General features: G+C 39.7%; 12 protein-coding genes. All 12 read right to left on the bottom strand.

Annotated elements, in window-relative coordinates; genetic code table 11:
• Positions 1-5 precede the first annotated feature (5 nt).
• Genes RE431_RS00220 through RE431_RS00165 form a run of 12 tightly spaced genes read right to left on the bottom strand, consistent with a single transcriptional unit; the run spans position 6 to position 20017 of the window.
• Positions 6-1748 (bottom strand): GMC family oxidoreductase, encoded by a 1743-nt coding sequence (locus tag RE431_RS00220; protein WP_309559945.1) that lies wholly within the window; start codon positions 1746-1748, stop codon positions 6-8.
• A gap of 6 nt (positions 1749-1754) precedes the next feature.
• Positions 1755-4073 (bottom strand): GH92 family glycosyl hydrolase, encoded by a 2319-nt coding sequence (locus tag RE431_RS00215; protein WP_309559944.1) that lies wholly within the window; start codon positions 4071-4073, stop codon positions 1755-1757.
• A gap of 13 nt (positions 4074-4086) precedes the next feature.
• The gene (locus RE431_RS00210) at positions 4087-5049 is read right to left on the bottom strand and encodes a glycoside hydrolase family 43 protein (RefSeq protein WP_309559943.1); all 963 of its coding nucleotides are present in this window, start codon (positions 5047-5049) and stop codon (positions 4087-4089) included.
• Between the two features lie 13 nt (positions 5050-5062).
• Positions 5063-6373 (bottom strand): sugar MFS transporter, encoded by a 1311-nt coding sequence (locus tag RE431_RS00205; RefSeq protein WP_309559942.1) that lies wholly within the window; start codon positions 6371-6373, stop codon positions 5063-5065.
• The gene (locus tag RE431_RS00200; RefSeq protein WP_309559941.1) at positions 6360-8675 is read right to left on the bottom strand and encodes a GH92 family glycosyl hydrolase; all 2316 of its coding nucleotides are present in this window, start codon (positions 8673-8675) and stop codon (positions 6360-6362) included. Before RE431_RS00200 ends, RE431_RS00205 begins: the two co-directional genes overlap by 14 nt.
• A 29-nt stretch (positions 8676-8704) precedes the next feature.
• A complete protein-coding gene (locus tag RE431_RS00195; protein ID WP_309559940.1) occupies positions 8705-11170 on the bottom strand; it encodes a PA14 domain-containing protein in 2466 nt (821 codons plus the stop codon).
• A gap of 6 nt (positions 11171-11176) precedes the next feature.
• Positions 11177-12289 (bottom strand): ROK family protein, encoded by a 1113-nt coding sequence (locus tag RE431_RS00190; protein ID WP_309559939.1) that lies wholly within the window; start codon positions 12287-12289, stop codon positions 11177-11179.
• Between the two features lie 54 nt (positions 12290-12343).
• Positions 12344-13168, bottom strand: coding sequence for an alpha/beta hydrolase (locus RE431_RS00185; protein ID WP_309559938.1), 825 nt, complete (start codon positions 13166-13168; stop codon positions 12344-12346).
• 12 nt (positions 13169-13180) lie between these two features.
• Positions 13181-15364 (bottom strand): GH92 family glycosyl hydrolase, encoded by a 2184-nt coding sequence (locus RE431_RS00180; protein WP_309559937.1) that lies wholly within the window; start codon positions 15362-15364, stop codon positions 13181-13183.
• Between the two features lie 52 nt (positions 15365-15416).
• Positions 15417-16841, bottom strand: coding sequence for a glycoside hydrolase family 125 protein (locus RE431_RS00175; protein WP_309559936.1), 1425 nt, complete (start codon positions 16839-16841; stop codon positions 15417-15419).
• An 8-nt stretch (positions 16842-16849) separates the two neighbouring features.
• Positions 16850-18799, bottom strand: coding sequence for a glycoside hydrolase family 97 protein (locus RE431_RS00170; RefSeq protein WP_309559935.1), 1950 nt, complete (start codon positions 18797-18799; stop codon positions 16850-16852).
• Between the two features lie 39 nt (positions 18800-18838).
• On the bottom strand, positions 18839-20017 hold the full coding sequence (locus RE431_RS00165; RefSeq protein WP_309559934.1) for a glycoside hydrolase family 76 protein: 1179 nt from the start codon (positions 20015-20017) through the stop codon (positions 18839-18841).
• Between the last annotated feature and the right edge of the window lie 23 nt (positions 20018-20040).

Genomic DNA, 20040 nt, shown 5'->3' with positions numbered 1-20040 from the left:
AAGATTTAAATTTTACCTTTTTTCATTTCTTCCGCTAAATAATCTGAAGCTCTCCAGGCAAGTGCAAGAATTGTCCAGGTTGGGTTTTTATCTGCCTGTGATACAAACGCTCCACCGTCCATGACAAATAAATTCGGAACATCATGCGCCTGATTGTATTTGTTGAGAACTGAAGTATTTGGATCATCTCCCATCCTGGTAGTACCCACTTCATGAATAATTCTACCCGGATTCTCCAGCCCAAAACTTGATTCTTTTCCAGGTTTATCTCCCAGGGCTACCCCGCCCATGGCATGAATGATCTCTTCAAAACTATCCTGCATATGCTCAGCCTGTTTTACTTCTTCATCGCTCCACTTATAATTAAATTTAAGAACAGGAATTCCGAATTTATCCAGTTTGTCATTATCAATTTTACAACGATTGTCTTTACGCGGAATACTTTCTCCTCTACCTGCCATTCCAACTGTGGAGCCGTAAAAACGTTTTACATCCTCCATAAATCCAAGACCATAGCCACCTGCTTTTTTCTTCTCCCCATTCATTCCGGGCACTAAGCTGTTCAAAGATTCCATATTGAAACCAAAGCCATAAGAAGGCATTCCCATACCTCCCCAATATTCTATATGATATCCCCTGGTGAAACCTAGATTCTTATTATCATTTTGCCACCATGGCGTATAAAGGTGCATACCTCCCACTCCATCTTCATTATATCGCTTTCTATCCATCAATGACGGAATGAAAGCCATTCTTGAAGATCCGGTTGAATCATGCAAGTACCGGCCTACCACATCACTCGAATTTGCCAATCCGTTTGGATGAGCTGAAGATTTTGAGTTCAGTAGAATTCTGGCAGAGCTACAGGCGCTCGCTGCCAGAATCACTACTTTTGCCCTGACTTTATAATCTTTTAAATTGGTTTTATCTATATAATGCACTCCGGTTGCCTTGCCATTTTCATCTGTGGTGACCTCTCTAACCATGGCATTTACAAAGAGATCTACGTTCCCGGTTTCCTTGGCAGGATTTACTAAAACTGAAGAAGAGGAAAAATCTCCATACACCGTACAGGATCGGGAACATTGATTACAATAGAAACATGCCTGTCTCTTTTTATTTACTCTTTTGGTGAGAATAGATAAACGGGATGGAATCATGGGAATCCCTGCTTTATCAGCTCCTTTTTTTATATATAATTCATGTAATCTAGGTTTTGGAGGCGGCAGAAAGTATCCATCTGGTTCATTTGCAATTCCTTCCTTCGTTCCAAAAACACCAATAAGTTTATCAATTTTATCGTAATATGGCTTTACATCGTCATAGCCAATAGGCCAGTTGTCTCCTTTACCATCGAAATCTTTTCTCTTGAAATCCAGAGGTCCAAAACGTAAAGAAATTCTACCCCAGTGATTGGTTCTACCTCCAACCATTCTGGATCTAAACCAATCGAATTCTGTTCCTCTCTCTTTGGTGTAAGGTTCTCCCTCAAGCTCCCATCCTCCATAGGCCATATCAAAATCTCCAAAAGGTCTTACGGTTGATGCGCCACGACGGGGAGATTCGTAAGGCCATCTAAGTTGTGTTCGTTGTTCAGGGTTGGCAGGGTCAAAATCTGGTCCGGCTTCTAACAAGGCTATTTTAAACCCTTTTTCTGATAGAATTTTAGCTGCCATTCCACCACCGGCACCTGAGCCGACGATGCAAATGTCGTATTTTACAGGCTGCTCTATAATTTGGAAAGACATAGATTATTATTTAAATAAGTTTTTATTTGGCTTACTGCTCATCCAGAACTTCAGTTCTCCACCATTCATAATCTCATCATGCTTGATAAATGGTTCCGTAAGTTCTTTTCCATTCAGTTCGACCTTTTTGATATACACATTTTTATCACTCTGATTTTTAGCGATTACCTTAAACGTATTCCCATTGTCCAGGTATAGCGTGGCTTCGCTGATAGCCGGGCTGCCAATAGCATAATCTACCGATCCCGGAGCAACCGGGTAAAATCCAAGCGTACTGAAAATATACCAGGCGCTCATTTGTCCAAAATCGTCGTTTCCGCTTAGTCCGTCAGCACCGTTCATATACTTCATCTTCAGGATCATCCTTATTTTATCCTGAGCTTTCCAGGGATCGTTGGTCCAGTTATACATGTATGCGACGTGGTGCGAAGGTTCGTTACCGTGCACATAATTCCCGATGATCCCTTCACGTGAAATGTCTTCGGTATTTTCAAAATATTTGTCCGGTAATTCCATGGTAAATAATGAATCGAGATGCTGTGAAAACTGGTTTTTTCCACCCATCATTTCGATTAGTTCTGCCGGTTGATGTGGCACATATAAACTATAATTCCATCCGTTTCCTTCAATATATCCCTGGCCGTGCGTATTCAGTTCATCGAATTCTTTTTTGAAAGTTCCGTCGCTCAACTTAGGACGCATAAATCCTGATTTTGGATCGTACACATTTTTATAATTTTCAGCACGTTTCATGAATTCATCATAAACCTGGTTATTTCCAAGTTTTTTCGCCGCCTGAGCAATCGCCCAGTCGTCATAAGCATATTCCAAAGTCTTTGAGACCGAAGCACCATTCTTATCCTCCGGCACATAACCCATATCCATATAATACTGAAGTCCGTCATAATAGCCGGTTTTCGCGGTATTCACCATGGCTTCCAGGGCATGTTGCTCGTCAAAATCGGCATTTCCCTTTACGATCGCATCAGCAATTACCGAAGCACTGTGATACCCGATCATACACCAGTTCTCATTGCCATAGTGCGACCAAACCGGTAACATGGAGTGTACACTCTGGTCATAATGTGCCATCATCGCCTGCACCATATCCTGATTTCGTTCGGGTTGCAAAACATTAAAAAGCGGGTGTAATGCGCGATACGTATCCCAAAGTGAAAAGCTGGTATAATTGGTAAAACCATCAGCCTCATATCTGTTTCTATCTATTCCCATATACTGCCCGTCGGTATCCATATAGACCGTCGGGCCTAAAAATGCGTGATACATGGCGGTATAAAAATTGACTTTCTCTTCCTGGTCTTCTTCGGAAATATCTACTTTTGAAAGTTCCTTATTCCAGGTATCTCTGGCCTGCTGGCGAACCTCATCAAAATTCCAACCGGGAATTTCATCTTTCATATTCTGAATGGCTCCTTCGGTACTCACCGGTGAAATTGCAAGTTTTACTTCCAGAGGTACTGAAGTATCAAAATCGAACCACATTCTTATCTGTTCTCCGGCAATCTCCGGAAAGTTATGAGTCGGATCGAATTTACCCCAGAAACCGTGATACGGCTGTTTGTCGTAACGCTCTCTTCCGTATTCCTTGATCGGTTTATTGAAAGTCATCGCAAAATACACTTTTCGGGTTCGGGCCCAGCCGTTCGTCTGGCGATAACCGGTAACCAGCGTATCATTTTCAACCCGAACGAATGTCCACACGTTCTTATCTTCATAATTGTAAATGCCGTGCATCAGGTCAAAAACCAGGTGGCTTTTTTCCCCTTCCGGAAAAGTATAGCGGTGCATTCCCACACGGGTTGAAGCGGTCATTTCCGCTTTAATATTATAATCGTCAAGCATTACGCTGTAATATCCAGCTTCGGCAGTTTCACGATCATGAGAAAACCTGCTTCGATAGCCGTTTTCCGGATTGGACTCGGTTCCAGGATTCAATTTAAGATCGCCGGTGGTTGGCATGATCAGGAAATCACCAAGATCGGAATGTCCTGTTCCGCTGAAATGTGTATGGCTAAAACCTACAATCGTATGATCGTCATACTGATAGCCAGCGCAATATTTGTACACATCAGGATTGTAATGGCCATCCACCGCATACGGAATCGTATCGGTATCTGGACTTAACTGAATGCTGCCAAAAGGCACTGTAGCACCGGGATAGGTGTGTCCCATTTTCGCAGTTCCGATCATGGGATCCACATATTGAGCAAAATCCTGCTCTTCCTGTGCTGATGTATGGGTAGTAAATAGTATGGATGAAATGACGGCAAGTGATCCTGCAATCGTTCCTAATTTATTTTTCATAGTGGTATTTAATCTAATATTTATCTTCTCCAAGGTCTACTCCTTCATTTGTAATTTTTACAGGATTGATATGACCATTTTCATCAAAAGTCATTTCATCGATACAGGTAACCCTTGAATTTCCATCGGTTTCAGTTAATGGGCGGCGGTGGTAAACGATATAATATTCGTCTTTCTCCGGGTTTTTTATCACTGAATGGTGTCCTGCGCCAGTGGCGATATCCATATCCTGTTTAAGAATGGTTCCTACTCTTTTAAAGGGTCCCAGAGGTGAATCGGCAATAGCATACGCTACGCTGTAATTTGGACCGGTCCAGCCACCTTCAGACCACATAAAGTAGTATTTGCCATTACGTTTGAACATAAATGGTCCTTCCACATATTTATCGGGTGTTACTTCCTTGAACGTTGTTCCGTCTTCAAAAGGCACAAAACCGGTGAAATCATCGTTCATTTTGGCAACATTGCAATGCTTCCATCCTCCATAGAACATATAGTAATCAGCTCCATCTTTAAAAACGAACTGATCTATAGGTTGTGCGCCGTTATGAAACTTTCCGATTAGTGGTTTGCCAAGCAGATCTTTAAACGGACCCTGAGGCTGGTCTGCGACCGCCACTCCAATTCCGCCTAATTCGTCATCGCTTTGGATGTCATTCGCGGCAAAAAACAGGTAATATTTATCTTCTTTGGAAATAATAGCCGGGGCCCACATGGCTTTTTTCGCCCATTTCACCTCGGAAGTATCTATAATTCGGTGATGAAATTCCCAGTTTACAAGATCTTCCGAAGAAAATGCATCGAGAAAAACCTGTTTTTCATATGGAGCCGAGTAAGTTGGATAAATCCAGTACTCATCATTGAAAACTATACCTTCAGGATCTGCATACCAGCCAGGGAAAACGGGATTATTTTGTGAAAGTGCGCAAAAACCACTTATGAATAATATCGGTAAAAATAGCTTCTTCAAATTCATCGGAATCACGGTTTTAAATGGTCACTTTTCGGGATTTATTTCTAAATCCGTAAAAGAAAATATATGCATAGCTTAAAATTACAAGAAGAAATGCAATATGAAAACCATAAGAATCGGTAATAAATCCAAAAGCAGGCGGAATCACCGCACCACCAACGATCATAGTACATAGCACACCCGATCCCTGAGGTTTGTCATTCCCTAATCCGTCTAACGCAAGACTAAAGATTGTCGGGAACATAATTGAATTGAAAAGACCAACAGCTATTAAGGTCCACATGGCGACCAGACCTGTCGAAAATGCGGAAATAACTATCATACTCACCGCTAACATGGCAAATATGAGTAATACTTTTGCGGGGTTAATAAGCCTGGTTAAATAAGATCCTATGAACCTGCCTATCATCGCTCCGGTCCAGTAAAACGTCACAAAAACTCCTACGATAGCCATGTCGCTTGAGGTGGAAATTCCTGAACTTAAAATCCATTCGGCAACAGAGCGCATCAAAGAGTTATTCTTTATGATCTCCGCCAGATCAATACTTAAAAAATAATTTACCATATAGCTTCCCAGTGCGACCTCAGCTCCTACATAAAAGAAAATACCGAGTGCTCCCAATAATAAATTTCTATTCTTGAGAACCCCTCTATAATCGTTAGACGCCGCGGTATCTCCAATTTTTGGAAGGTTTACAAAAACAAACACCAAAGCAATGATCCCTATAAAAGCTGCAATTCCTAGAAATGGAACCTGTACAGCTGATGCTTCATTGATGTAATATTCAGTCCTTGCCGTATTGTCTAAAGCCTCAATTTCCCCAGAGGTCATCACACGGTCTTTCAGAATAAATAAAGCACCAATTGCTGGCGCGATGGCTGTCCCTAGAGAATTGAAAGCCTGGGATAGATTTAATCTACTGGAAGCCGTTTTTTCTGGTCCTAATACGGTAACGTATGGATTTGCTGCAACCTGAAGTACCGTAATTCCAGCGGCCAGCATGAAATAAGCCAGCATGAAAACTCCGAATATCCTCATGGATGCTGCGGGATAAAAAAGCAAACAGCCAATTCCCATGGTCACCAATCCTAAGATGATACCTTTTTTATAGCCAATCTTTGAAAGAATATAGCCCGCAGGGATTGATAATAGAAAATAAGCGCCGAAAAAGGCAAATTGTACCATCCCGGCCTGGAAATAAGACAATGTAAATACTTCTCTTAATCTTGGAATCAAAGAATCTACAAGCACTGTGATAAATCCCCAAAGGAAAAATAATACAGTAAGAAATATAAAGGCAGTTCTATGAGATTTATTCTGGTTCATTTAATTTGCTTTGATCATTAGACAGAGAGTATGGAAAATCTGCATTATTTATACCTCTCTGTTTATTTGGTTCACTATTCATTTTAAAATCCAGGGTTGCTCCCCTCATAAGTTCCTTATGGCTTAAATAGTTTCTGGTATAGTCTTTTTCATTGAATTTCATCGATTGGATATACCTGTTTTCATTGGAATTTTCTGGAGCATTTATGATTACTTTATTCCCATTTTCCAGATGGAGCGTTACCTTTTCAAATAATGGTGCTCCTAATACATACTGATCTGTCGCCGGTGCCACCGGATAAAACCCAAGCGCTGAGAAAACATACCACGCTGAAGTTTGACCATTATCTTCATCACCCGAATATCCATCTGGAGATGGAGTATACATTCTATCCAACGTTTCTCGAGCCCAATATTGAGCCTTCCATGGTTGCCCTGAATAATTATATAAATAGATCATATGCTGAATTGGTTGATTTCCGTGTGCATATTGACCCATATTGGCGATCTGCATTTCACGAATTTCATGGATGACGCCGCCATAATAACTGTCGTCAAATTTGGGAGGTAAAGAAAACACTTTATCCAACTGTGCATTAAATTCACTTTTGCCGCCCATGAGATCTATCAATCCCTGAATATCATGAAAAACAGACCAGCTGTAGTGCCAGCTGTTCCCTTCAGTAAAAGCATCTCCCCATTTGAAAGGATTAAACGGCTTCATAAATTCACCATTTTCATTCTTACCTCGCATCAGCTTTGTTTCGGGATCGTAAAGGTTTTTATAATTCAAAGCTCGCTGACGATATTTATCAATTTCAGCTTTTGGCTTATTTAATTTCTTAGCCAATTGATAGATCGCAAAATCATCATAAGCATATTCTAAAGTCCTGGCGGCATTTTCGTTAATATCCACATCGTAAGGCACGTAACCCAGTTCCTTGTAATATTCTGCTCCGGCTCTACCCACCGCAGTCATGGGTCCCTCATTGTTTGCTCCATGAATTAAAGCTTCGTAGAGGTTCTCAATATCATATTCGTAAGCATCCCCGCTTTTTAAATAAGCTTCTGAAACTACCGAAGCCGAATTATTGCCCACCATAATATTTCTAAGCCCGGGGCTCGCCCACTCCGGCAACCAGCCACTTTCATCATAAGCATTGGAAAGTCCTTCCTGCATTTGTCCGTTCAGTTCAGGATACATGAGATTTAGAAAAGGAAACAAAGCCCGAAAAGTATCCCAAAAACCGGTATCAGTAAACATATAGCCTTCACGAACTTCTCCGTTGTAAGGACTGTAGTGGACTATATTTCCATCTTCAGCAAATTCATAAAATTTCCGCGGAAACAATAAGGTTCTATACAGAGCCGAATAAAAAGTCTGGATCTGTCCCGGGGTTCCACCCTCCACTTCTATCCTACTCAATTCCTTATTCCATTTTTCGCGACCTCCCTTTTTGACTTCCTCAAAATCTTTATTCCCTATCTCTTTCAAATTTCTTTCTGCCTGTTCGTGACTAATAAAAGAAGATGCAACCTTAGCATTTACTACTTCACCCTTCATGGTTTTAAATCCAACGACGGCACCAGCATGATTTGAATTTGATTCCAGAGAAGAATTTAATATAGAATCGCTGAAGGTCTTTTTTATCTCAAATTTCTTGTCGAAAATGACCACAAAATAATTTTTGAAATTTTCAGGAACTCCCCCACTATTTCGAGTAGTATACCCAATCACTTTATTTTCGTCTGGTAAAATCTTTACATAGGAACCCTTATCGAAGGCATCGATAATTACGAATGAACTATCAGTTTCGGGAAAAGTGAATTTAAATCTTGCTGCTCTTTCAGTTGGAGTGATCTCTGTAGTTACATCATGATCTGCCAGGTAAACGCTATAATAATTTGGTTTTACAATTTCAGCTTTATGAGAAAACCAGCTTTGCCTTTCCTCTTCTTTAAACTTTAAAGATCCGGTAACCGGCATGATGGAAAATTGGCCATAATCATTCATCCACGGTGATGGTTGATGTGTTTGTTTGAAGCCTCGTATTTTGTTCGCATCGTAGGTATAAGCCCAGCCATTTCCCATTTCACCGGTTTGAGGTGTCCAGAAATTCATGCCCCAGGGCATAGCGATGGCCGGATAAACATTTCCATTTGATAAGGAATAATCTGAGTCTGTACCAATCAACGGATTTACATAATCCACCGGATTCTCAATTTTTCCTATCCTTTCTTTTTGCGCCTGCAAAACCTGTATGGATATAAGAAATAAAATGGTACTCTTAATTAAATTCATTCTGTTCGATTCTGATAAGATGATATGTACTATTGTTGGTGATAATTACCAGGTGGTAAAATTTTACCATCCGGCCCTATGATTTCGAGATTGAGACCGAGCCCTCCACGAGCCTGAAAATAATCTAAAGCGATCTTATAATAACCTTTTTCTAAAGCTAAGTCCAGAGTTTTCGTTTCCATAGAATGGTGTCCGTCATGATCTATCTTAAATTCATCATTAATGCTAAGACTGGAACCATCATCTGAAGTTAAATTAAAAGTATACACGCCATTTTGGTCAATTCGAATCAAACCGCTGAAAGTCAAACCGAAGTCACTATCCCTTGAAGATTCCTTTAGATCAATATCAGTTGCGATTCCGCTTTTAACCGCGTTCATATTCTCAAAATCTGGTATGCTATCCCATATTCCTTCATAATAGGAATACTTAAGACCTTTGTCAAAATTTTGACTCAGGTTGAATTGCGGTGATTTAAAAGAACTCACTTTTTCAAAATTCTTCTGAACGATTGCACTTTTCGCATTATCAGTAATCGAGCGAGCTTTAAGGGTTGAAGTATTTTCAATCTGAAAAGGCCCGGAATATTTCATCGATTCTACAGTGGGTTCCGTCCCATCAATGGTATAATAAATAGGTTCATTTTTTCTGTTTTTCAGGGTAACCTCCTCACTATCTAGGAATAAAGAATGATCAGAATCAATAGAAACCGGAGAGATCATATTATCGGTATGCAGATCGTTTAAATATTCAATTGGCAACTTGATTATCTCCCGGTCGTAGGTAACCAGTCCGTTAACTTCCCCCTCCACGTCTGAAAGTTGGGTGTATACTACTGCACTGGCTGCCTTATCTTCCTTCATTTGCCACACGTCATCCCAAAGTTGCTTGTAGGAATTTTTAAATTCCAGGGTATCTGTCATTTCCCGATACCCCCAATTTTTCTCCTGCCATAAATGATCTGGAACGGTTAATCCAAGTCCACCAAATTCACCCAGAACGGTGGCTCTGTTTTCTTCCACAGGATAAATATCAGGCCCTGGATAACTATGCATGTCAATTATGTCACCTACATTATGATCTGTCCATCCACTGGCATTGCTTACCAACCTTGTTTCATCCAAATCTTCTACCCACCTGGTAAGCCTTTCTGTATCATACTGCCCCCAACCTTCATTGAACACTACCCACATCACAATACTCGGGTAGTTATAAAGATCATCTATCATTGCCTGCATTTCTTTTTCGAAATGTGCTTTATCTTGATCAGTTAAGCGGTCTTCAAAATCTTCATGGGGATAGACCTGCGGCATATCCTGCCAGACAAGCATTCCGATTTTGTCACACAGGTAGTACCAGCGCTGGCTTTCTGTTTTTGCATGCTTTCGAAGAAGATTAAAGCCCATTTTCTTGAAAGTCTCGATATCCCAAACATAAGCTTCTTCAGTAGGAGGAGTCATCAAACCATCTGGCCAATAACCCTGATCCAGAACACCCACCTGGAAATATGGTTCATTGTTCAGCATGATCCTGGTATTGTTATTTTCATCCTTCCCAAGACTGATCTTCCTCATGGCCACATAACTCGAAAATTTATCCAGCACTTTATCTTCCGAAATTAGCTCTACTTCAAGATCATATAAAAAAGGATTTTCCGGGCTCCATAATTTTGGAGAAGGGACCTGCATTTCAATTTTTTCTCCAGGATTACCTTCAACTTCAGAAACAATATTATCACCGTCCTTCAAAACAAGTTTAATCCTCCCATCACCGGCAGTGGCCTCAGATTGAAATGATATACTCTTTTTATCTATATCGGTTTCAATCTTAAAAGACTCAATATGGTTTTCATTTAGCGGTTCGATCCATACGGTCTGCCAGATACCTGTAGTCGAAGTATAGAAAATTCCTTCGGGTTCTCTCACCTGTTTTCCCACGGGCTGAAGTCCGTCGTTTGACGCATCAAAAACCTTCACTATAAGCTCCTGTTTTCCTTCTTTAAGATAAGGCGTAATATTAAAGGAGAAATGATCAAAAGCACCCTTATGCTCTCCAACTTTCTTACCATTCAGGTAAGCAACGGTTTGATAATCTACACCTTCAAAATTTAAGATTATATCCTGCTCATTCCAATCTTCTGGAACTGAAAATTCTTTTCTATATAAAAGATGATCAGCTTTTTTCATTACTCCTGAGAGGTAAGATTCCACTGCGAATGGAACCAGGATCTTCTCCGGCAATTGTTGTCCAAATTGAATAGAATCTATTTTTCCTGTTTCCAGCTCCCAGTAACCATTAAGATTCATCCATTTTTCACGTTTTTGAATTGGCCTGGGATATTCGGCCAGAACATTTTCAGGATCCACCTTATCTGTCCATCGTGTTTTTAATATCGCTTCTGGTTTCTCGTTGTTATTTTCAACTTCCTGGCTTGTATTGCAAGAAAGCATCCATAAGATCGAGCCAAGGAAGAAAAATAGAGTTTTAAATTTCATGATTCGTTAAGCTAGTTTATGATTCTTAAGTGAAATCAAGGCAAATGCATAAGCTCCTAAACAAACCGCTTCACTGGTTCCAAGCTTACTTAAGCCTATAGGTATTCTCTTTTCGGTGTTGATATTCACACTTTTCTGAGTGAAAGGAATCTGTATATTCTGGAATTTCTGATCTAAGAATGCACAGTATTCAGATTTGTTCTCAATATTGAAGACTTTTGAAACCAAACGAGGAATTTTTTCACCGGTTCTGGTTTCTATTTCACCGTTTAAATGTTCTATGATCTTAGGTAGCAATATATCTGAAGCTCCGGAGATACCACCTCCTATAACCACTGGACCATCAAAAAGAGTCAGGGCATTGGCCAGCGATTCTCCAATTACTACAGACATTCTCTCGTATGCCTGCAAAGCAGCGTCCTGGTTTCCATCTTTCAGACCTTTAGCGATAAGAAAAATATCTTCAGGAGAAAGATGAGTTGAGTTCTCCACCTTCTCGCAATACCACCTTTTAACCGCCCTGATACTAACACCTTCTTCAGCGATTAAATTTGGTTCTTTAAAGTTACGCATCAGCCAGATCTCGCTAGAGGCAGAATTGTCTCCTTTGAAAATCTTTCCGTTGATCACCATACCTCCACCAAAACCAGTACCCAGAGTAATCCCGAAAAGATTTCGATATTCCTTTTGGATTCCAGCATTTTTCAGGTTTTTATTAATTTCAGGTAAGAATCCCGCCATGGCCCCTCCATAGGTAAAAAGGTCTCCGTCATTATTTATAAATGTTGGCAGGTTAAACACATTCTCCAACATCGGGCCCAGGGCTACACCTCCTCTAAAGCTTTTGAAATTTGGCAGATCTCCAATAATACCATTTTCATAATCTGCAGGTCCCGGGAAAGCAAAACTTATGGCCACAGGAGATTCCGGAAGGAGTTCATTCTGAACTTCTTTAAATCCTGAAATAATTGTTTTCAGGCACTTTTCAAGATCAGAAGAGTTTGATGGTAGTATAATTGGCGTAATGATCTCCTTTCCACATTGCAATGCCGAAAAAACAAAATTGGTTCCTCCCGCATCAAGCGTCATTACTATCCTCTTATCATTATAAAGATTCATTCGTATTCTTAAGCATTAAAATTTATTCTTCAGATTTCTGATAGATCTGTCCGGTTAATTTTCCTGTATACTTTCTGAATGTTTTCTAACAAAATTCAACAGAAGTGGAAAAGCCGGGTGGGCCATGTTATGGCCATATCCCTGCATTTCATAAATATCTATTTCTTTATGACCGGCAACTTTCATCATACGATAGAAATAAGCATTTTCCTCGTATCGCCCTAACATCTCCATTTCCCGATCTCCGGTGATTAAAAGTGTAGGCGGGGCGTCATTACGAACATAAAATAAGGGTGCCCATTCGTCAATTATGGGTTGTTCACCAGGTATGTCATTTTGCTTTCTAATCGTAAAATGAGTAATGGTATGGCCGCTGAAGGGAATAAGACCAGCGATATCATTTGCGTCGAGATCGTATTTATCCAGAAAGGATTTGTTCATGACGCTCATCAGGGCTAAGTAACCTCCGGCAGAATGCCCGGATACAAATACCTGATCTGGATCGCCGTTATATTTTTGAATGTTTTTCAAGACCCAGGCAATGGAAGCCGCGGCATCTTCGACGCTAACTTCAGCCTTAACTTCTGGCGAAAGTCTATATCCCACACCAACTATACAAAAACCTTTCTGCTTGAGAGCTTCAGGAATTTCCTTGCTCCCGCTTGTTAAACCACCACCGTGAAACCAGATTATCACCGGCGCCTTTCCCTGTTCAGGATGATGAATATCCAGCCTGCACATTTCTTGCTGATACGCTGTTTGATCTTCAGTTTCGTAATAATTGAGATTCTGAGTTTCGGTATAATTTGTCTCCTGACCAATCGCGCTTATCGAGAGAAAAATCAAAAAGCACAGTAGAATTTTTTTAAAGCAATTCATTTAATCATCATTTTAATTAGTCTCTACAATCACTTCTCCTCCATTCTTGAACAGGTCATGACTTATAAAATATCCATCAATCACATTCCCGTTTACCCTAATATCTTTCACCTTTCGGGTACCGCCTTCATTCTGGATCTTTAATGATTTTCCATCTGTGGTGTTCCATGTAACCGAATCAAAAATTGGGATGGTGACAAGATATTCAGGATCTGAAGGAGAAAATGGATATAAACCCAGGGCGCTAAAAACATACCAGGAGGACATTTCACCTGCATCATCCATCCCGGAAAGGGCTAATCCTTCCTCTCCAATTCCATAATAATCTGAAAGTAACTTATCTATAATAGCCTGTGATTTCTCAGGTTTGTCTATAAAATAATACGAGAACGGAGCCTCGTGAGCAGGCTGATTTCCCTGACTATACTGCCCCATAAATCCGGAGACATTTCTGGCAATATGCTTCGGGTTCCATTTATAACTGAATAAGGAATCCAGTTTTTCTTCAAACTTCTCTTTACCTCCATAAAGCTCAACCAGACCGGGCATATCATGGGGTGTATAAAATGAAACCTGCCAGGCGTTTGCCTCCCTGTACATATATTCATAATAAGGATATTCAGCATTGAAAGGCGAAACCCAGTCGCCGTTTTCCAATCGCCCCCGCATAAAATTCGTTTTCTTATCAAAAACATTCTTATAATTCATGGATCTTGCAAATAGATCTTTTTGATGCTCTGAATCTTTCATTTCTTCTGCCAAAAGAGAAAGTGAATAATCGTCATAAGCAAATTCCAGAGTTTTTGACACTCCCGCTTTTGCCTTGGTCTCTGTATTTGGATCTTTGATCTCAGGTGTTGAAATATATCCTAATTCGATATATTCTTTGATGTGGGGGCGTGTTCCTCCTTCTTTGTAAGCATTATTAAGAAGCAGTTTATACGCCTTCTGCACATCAAAATCTCTAATTCCTCTCTTATAAGCTCCAGTGATAAATGATGCGGCGTGATCACCATGGAAAAACGTAGGGATAAATCCTGTGATCTCACCGCGATTTATTAATGACTTAATAATATCTGTAGTAACATCTGGTCGCATAATCTCGAGTAAAACCACCTTGTTTCGATAAGTATCCCATAAAGAAGGTTTGGTATAATAGCGAAATCCTTCATTACGAACTTTTCCTTCTATATCTACAAATTCACCATTGATATCACTTCGCAGAGCAGGCCATAAAAAAGATCTGTATAATGACGTGTAAAACATTTCCTTTTCTTTCTCAGAGCCTCCTTCAACCTGAATTTGATCAAGAAATTCTGTCCAGGTCTTTTTACCCTCATTCATGATATCATCAAATGATTTTTCACCAATTTCCCTGTCTAAGTTTTCTTTAGCATTCTCAGTGCTTACATAAGACAATCCTATTTTCAGCGTTACGGTACTCTTCCCTGAGTCATTAAGTGTAATTACGGAATAGCCATCACGCTCACCTTGATTTGTAGACTCAATTCCTTTAATTTCGCTGTCAAGCGTGGCATAAAAATGAATCTTATCTCCACCAACCTGCTGGAAACCTTTCAATTCATTAGAGGAAACTTTTTCAATTTCCCACGTAGATACCCTGTTATTAGCCGTACCCAGGTCGAATAAAATTCTTTTTTCTCCGGAATCCATAAATTCATATTCATGAACGGCTGCCCTTAAACTAGAAGTTAATCTTACATTGATATTATAATCCTGAAGTTTCACCTGATAATATCCCGGCGCAGAATTTTCCTCCTCATGATTGAAAGTTGCTTTAAAAGGTGCAACCGCATTTGAAGATAAAGGAAGAACAGGAATATTACATAGATTCCAGTGTCCCTTGTTCGTGTGGGTAAAACCCAGGATTTCATTGTCCTCATATTCATATCCTGCTCCAGATCCATACTCAGTGATCGGGCTTACCTGAACTAAAGCATTAGGCAATGAGGCTCCGGGATAAGTGAGACCCGCCCAAACTCTCCAATCTTTTGGAGGAGTATATCCAATGATCTCTTCATCGAGCAAAGGCGCAGTTCCAATAAAGGTATTTACATAATCATAACCAGATTTATTGGTTGACTGCGATTTCATAGATTCCGCTCGCTCTTGAGAACTACAGGAGAAAAATATAAATAAGAGCCCTATTATAAGAATGGGGTTTTTAGTATTCATTTTAAAAGTTTTAAATGATCTTCCTATTTCAGGATCTGCTAATTATTCCTGGTTAGCTTAATAACGAGGGATTCTTTTTGTAGGTCTCCCATAAAAATTCTCCGAAAAGCGTGTTAGCCCATGCAAACCAGGACCTGGTAAAATCTGAAGGATCGTCTTTATGGAAAGTTTCATGCATAAAACCTGTACCGGCGTGTGTGCTTTTTAAGGTTTTTATACATTCTCTAATTTCTTCATCACTATTACTGGTTAAACCTTGCATGGTAATAGCCATTGGCCAGATCATATCCATTCCTACATGAGGCCCACCAATTCCTTTGGCTGCTTTCCCTTCAAAGTAGAAAGGATTGTCTTTAGAAAGCACAAATTTCCTGGTATTTTGGTATATGGGATCTGAACTATCCACAGCATCCAGATAAGGCAATGAAAGTAAACTTGGTACATTCGCATCGTCCATCATCAAGCGGTTTCCAAAACCATCTACTTCAAAGGCATAGATTTTACCATATTTTTCATGATCTACTATAGCATGCTTTTTCAATGCTGCCTCCACTTCATCTTTCAATGAAATTAATTCCGCAGCAGTTTCAGAGTCATTAGCAATTTCCGTCATCATTTCTGCAGCCTGTTTTAAGCTAACCACTGCGAAAAAGTTAGATGGAATTAAAAATGAATAAACACTCGCATCATCACTAGGCCTAAAAGCAGAGCAAATGAGACCCACCGGATTCACAGGATATCCATATCCATGAAGAGCTCTGGTATCTGTTGCCTTTGGAGTATTTCTCTGGAATGAGTAAGAACCACGATCTTCTTTCTTCTGCTGATCTTTGAATACGGTGAGAATCGATTTTATCGCTTTTTCCCAGTTTTTATCAAAAGGTGAAGAATCTCCTGTTGTTTTCCAGTAATTATACCCTAAACGGATAGGATAACATAAGGAGTCTATTTCCCATTTTCTTTCATGCACGCCGGGTTTCATATCGGTTTGATCGCTAAACCATTCTCCTTTTTTATCCGGATCATCATAAAAAGCATTCGCAAAAGGATCCTTCAAAATATACTGGGTTTGCCTGTGAATGACTCCCGCAATAAGATTTTTCAGTTTTTTATCCTTATCGGTAAAAGCCATATATGGCCAAACCTGTGCAGAACTATCGCGAAGCCACATAGCATCAATATCACCGGTAATTACATAGGTATCCGGCTTTCCATTTTTTTCTGAATAGGTTACTGTTGTATCCAGCGTATTAGGGAAGCAGTTATTAAACAACCAACCCAGTTCTTCATCCTTTACGTTTTTTTGAAATTCCTTGATCATTTTTTCAATGATCGTACTTTGAAAATTTCTTTCTCCTTCAGGTATTCGAACAACAGGAAAACCTTTGCTCGTAGTTCCTGCGATAATATCCAGTGGATTAATAAAAGTCAAACCGGTAAATAGCGCTGTATTCTGAATAAATCTTCTTCTTTCCATTTTTATTATTATTTGTCTAATTCATTAATAACCGCTGCCCAGCCGCCATTACGAACCATCCTTATTTTATATTTAGTATTTGAATCTATCTCTGTTTGAATCTTTTTGTAATCCATAGCCTGTCTTCCTGCGTTGATACCATCTTCAAATGAAACCATTTCAAAACTCTTATTCTTCGGAAGAAAATCTAACTCTAGGTCTAACTGAATATCTTCATTGGTCCCATTCATTCCGCCAATAAACCAACTGTTCCCTTTTCGTTTTGCAACGATCACATTCTTGCCAATTTCCGCATCTAAAACGACCGTTTCATCCCAGGTGGTAGGGACCGATGTGATGAATTCGGTACAGTCCCTGTTTTTATAATAATTTGTGGGATTATCAGCTAACATTTGAAGTGCACTTTCGAAAATGACAAAGAGAGCCATTTGATAACTTCTGGTACCAATAGATGCAGAATTAGGTCTTCGGCTATAGTAGAATTCCGGCTGCATACTTAGCATTGCTCCGGGTGTATAATCCATTCCGCCTACAGCATTCCGAATAAAAGGAAGGTATATGGAATTCTCTGGTGTAGCTCTTTCCATTTGCTCCATCCCAAGTACCCCTTCGTAGGAAAAAATGTTCGGATAAAGATATTCCAGTCCAGCCGGTTTAAAAGCTCCATGGAAATCTACAAAAATTTCATTTTCAGCTGCTTTCTTGGCTACACGTTCGTAAAAATTGACCATCCACTGGTCACTACGATCCATAAAATCGATCTTTACACCAGCAATTCCCCAATCATGAAATTTTTCAAATAATTGCATATTATTTTCAACCGTAAGCCAAGTAAGCCAGAGAACGATATCTACATTTTTTTCTTTTCCATATTTTATCAGAGCAAATAGGTCAATATCAGGATTTGGGGTATAAGGATCGGTTGTAGTTTTTGCCCATCCTTCATCCATGATGATATATGGTATTCCAAACTCTGATGCGAAGTCAATAAAATAGCGATAGGTTTCCTCATTATAACCCGCAACAAAATCAACGTCATAAGGCGATGCACCGTTCCACCATTCCCAGGAGGCCTGACCCGGTTTCAACCAGGAGGTATTTTCTATTAGTGGTTTCCCAGCCAGTTTTGCCGTCATGGTATTGGTGAGGATATCTTCCTCCTCCAAGGAGATCAAAAAATAGCGCCATGGGAAGTTTCGTGACCCATCGGTTAAAGCAATATAATCTGCTTCCTTTAAGATTTTTTGACTACGATCCCCATCAGGTTCAACTTCAAGGGGTTCCTTGGGAAACACCCCCTGAAATGTATCTTTCGCATTCCCTTTTAAAAACATGGCCGGATAATCCCGAAGATCACTTTCCGAAATTAAAATAGTTATATCATTATCGGTTTCCAGAAGCACTGGTAGTGTTGACATTGTGGTTTCTTCGGAAAATTCTTTTGAACTTAAATGCGTGTAAGCATACTCATAAGACGTTTTGAATGTTTCGGTTTGCTGAAGATGAGCCATCGCAGTGGAAGCTAAATTAATTTGCACATCTTCACTCAGAACTTTTATTCTATATCTTTTAGAGGTTATAAAGCGATAAGCAAAACCGCCATCGTAAGCCCTGAATTCTACCGAAAATCCTTCCTTAAAGTTGAGCCTAACCACATTATAATGATTCTGAATGCTCGAGAATTTTAAAGGTGTGACGGGTTTGAATACTTCAGAAACCTGATCTTTTTTTGTTCCTATTAAGGTGGAATTAAAACCCAATACCTCATCCTCCAGTTCCAGTTGAAGCCGATTCTTCAATAAAACAGGTTGATCTTGCAGAAAAATTGAATAAAAAATTTGCTCTCCCACTTCTATCTCAATTTTCAAATCACCTTTTGGTGATAAAAGATCGATAGATTTAGCATGTACGAATCCTGAAAAGAATATCAGAATAAAAATAAAAACGTTTTTATTCATTTTTTCAACTGTAAATTACAAACCAAATGATTCTTTAGATTATTCAATATAACCCTCTTCCTTTAGAAGAGCAGCGGCCTCTATTAACATCATACCGCTTAGTTGTGTGGTAAGATCTGTAGTATTCCCAGGCGCCTGAGCCCAATTTGGGCTAGCAAACATTCCTGGTCTGCTTAGACCATTATCATAGAAAGTCTTGGCATTATATTCAAGAAAGTCTATGAAATCCTGTCGATCTGATTCGCTAATGTCCGGCTCCATAATAAGCTGTGTAAAATATCTTACCAAAATACCTTTAAACAGTCCTCCATCGCCCTGGCCTTCGTCACGAAGTACACCGTTGGTAGTGAGCCTAGGGCTGTTCATGGTAGATTTAGCCGTTTTTACAGCGTCGTTTAGATACTGAGTTTCACCAGTAGCATTGTAAAGTTTTAAACCAGCTCCAATCCAGGTTCCTACATTATAAGTAAAAACCCAATCTGTATTGGTGACAACTTCACCATCCTGTAGAGAAATATTATCCCAGACCAACCCTGTTTGAGGATCTACCAGATTATTCTTTTGCCACTCATAGATTTTTTTCGCCCATTCAAGATCATCTTGATCATTATCTACTTCATAAAGTCGCATCGCGAGAACTGCAGCCGGTCCATTTGATACCGCATTTTTTTGGAAAGGCGTATCCTGTTTCCAGGTGATACCACCTCCAAATACATCATCGCTCCAGCTCATTTTTATAATTTCCCAAAGGTATTCTGCTACCTCTTTATATTCTTCTTCATTAGTAGCATTATAAGCTCTCATAGAAGCATTTCCCAACCACAACATGTCATCATTAAAGACATTATTGTAATCTCCACCATTTTCAATTTCGATTCCTCTCAGCAAGGATAAGGCTCTTTGTTTATAAATGTCTTCACCTGTTCTATGGTAGGCATCAACAAGTACGTGCAATACATGGGCATTTGGCCAGTAATTAAATCTCGAACTTCCGGCATTGTCCTGGACATAAGTTCCATTAAACCCCAAATAATTATTCTGGAGTGATTCCTGCAGAGAATCTGCAGTAGCAGCCCAGGTGTATTCAAAAGCCACCGGTTCTTCACCATTATTTCCCTGCGGAGGATTTAATGGCTCCCAGTCATCATTAGAACATGAAGTGAGTGCAAAAAACCCCATTAAGGTGAGAACAGTAAAATATTTAAATCTGTTAATCATAATTTTTCGTTTTAAAATAGGCT

It is taken from the genome of Christiangramia sediminicola, from assembly GCF_031344135.1.
GTDB classification, from domain to species: Bacteria; Bacteroidota; Bacteroidia; order Flavobacteriales; family Flavobacteriaceae; genus Christiangramia; species Christiangramia sediminicola.
Note: the sequence above shows the minus strand (reverse complement) of the source record. Positions and strands in the feature narration are given on the sequence as shown.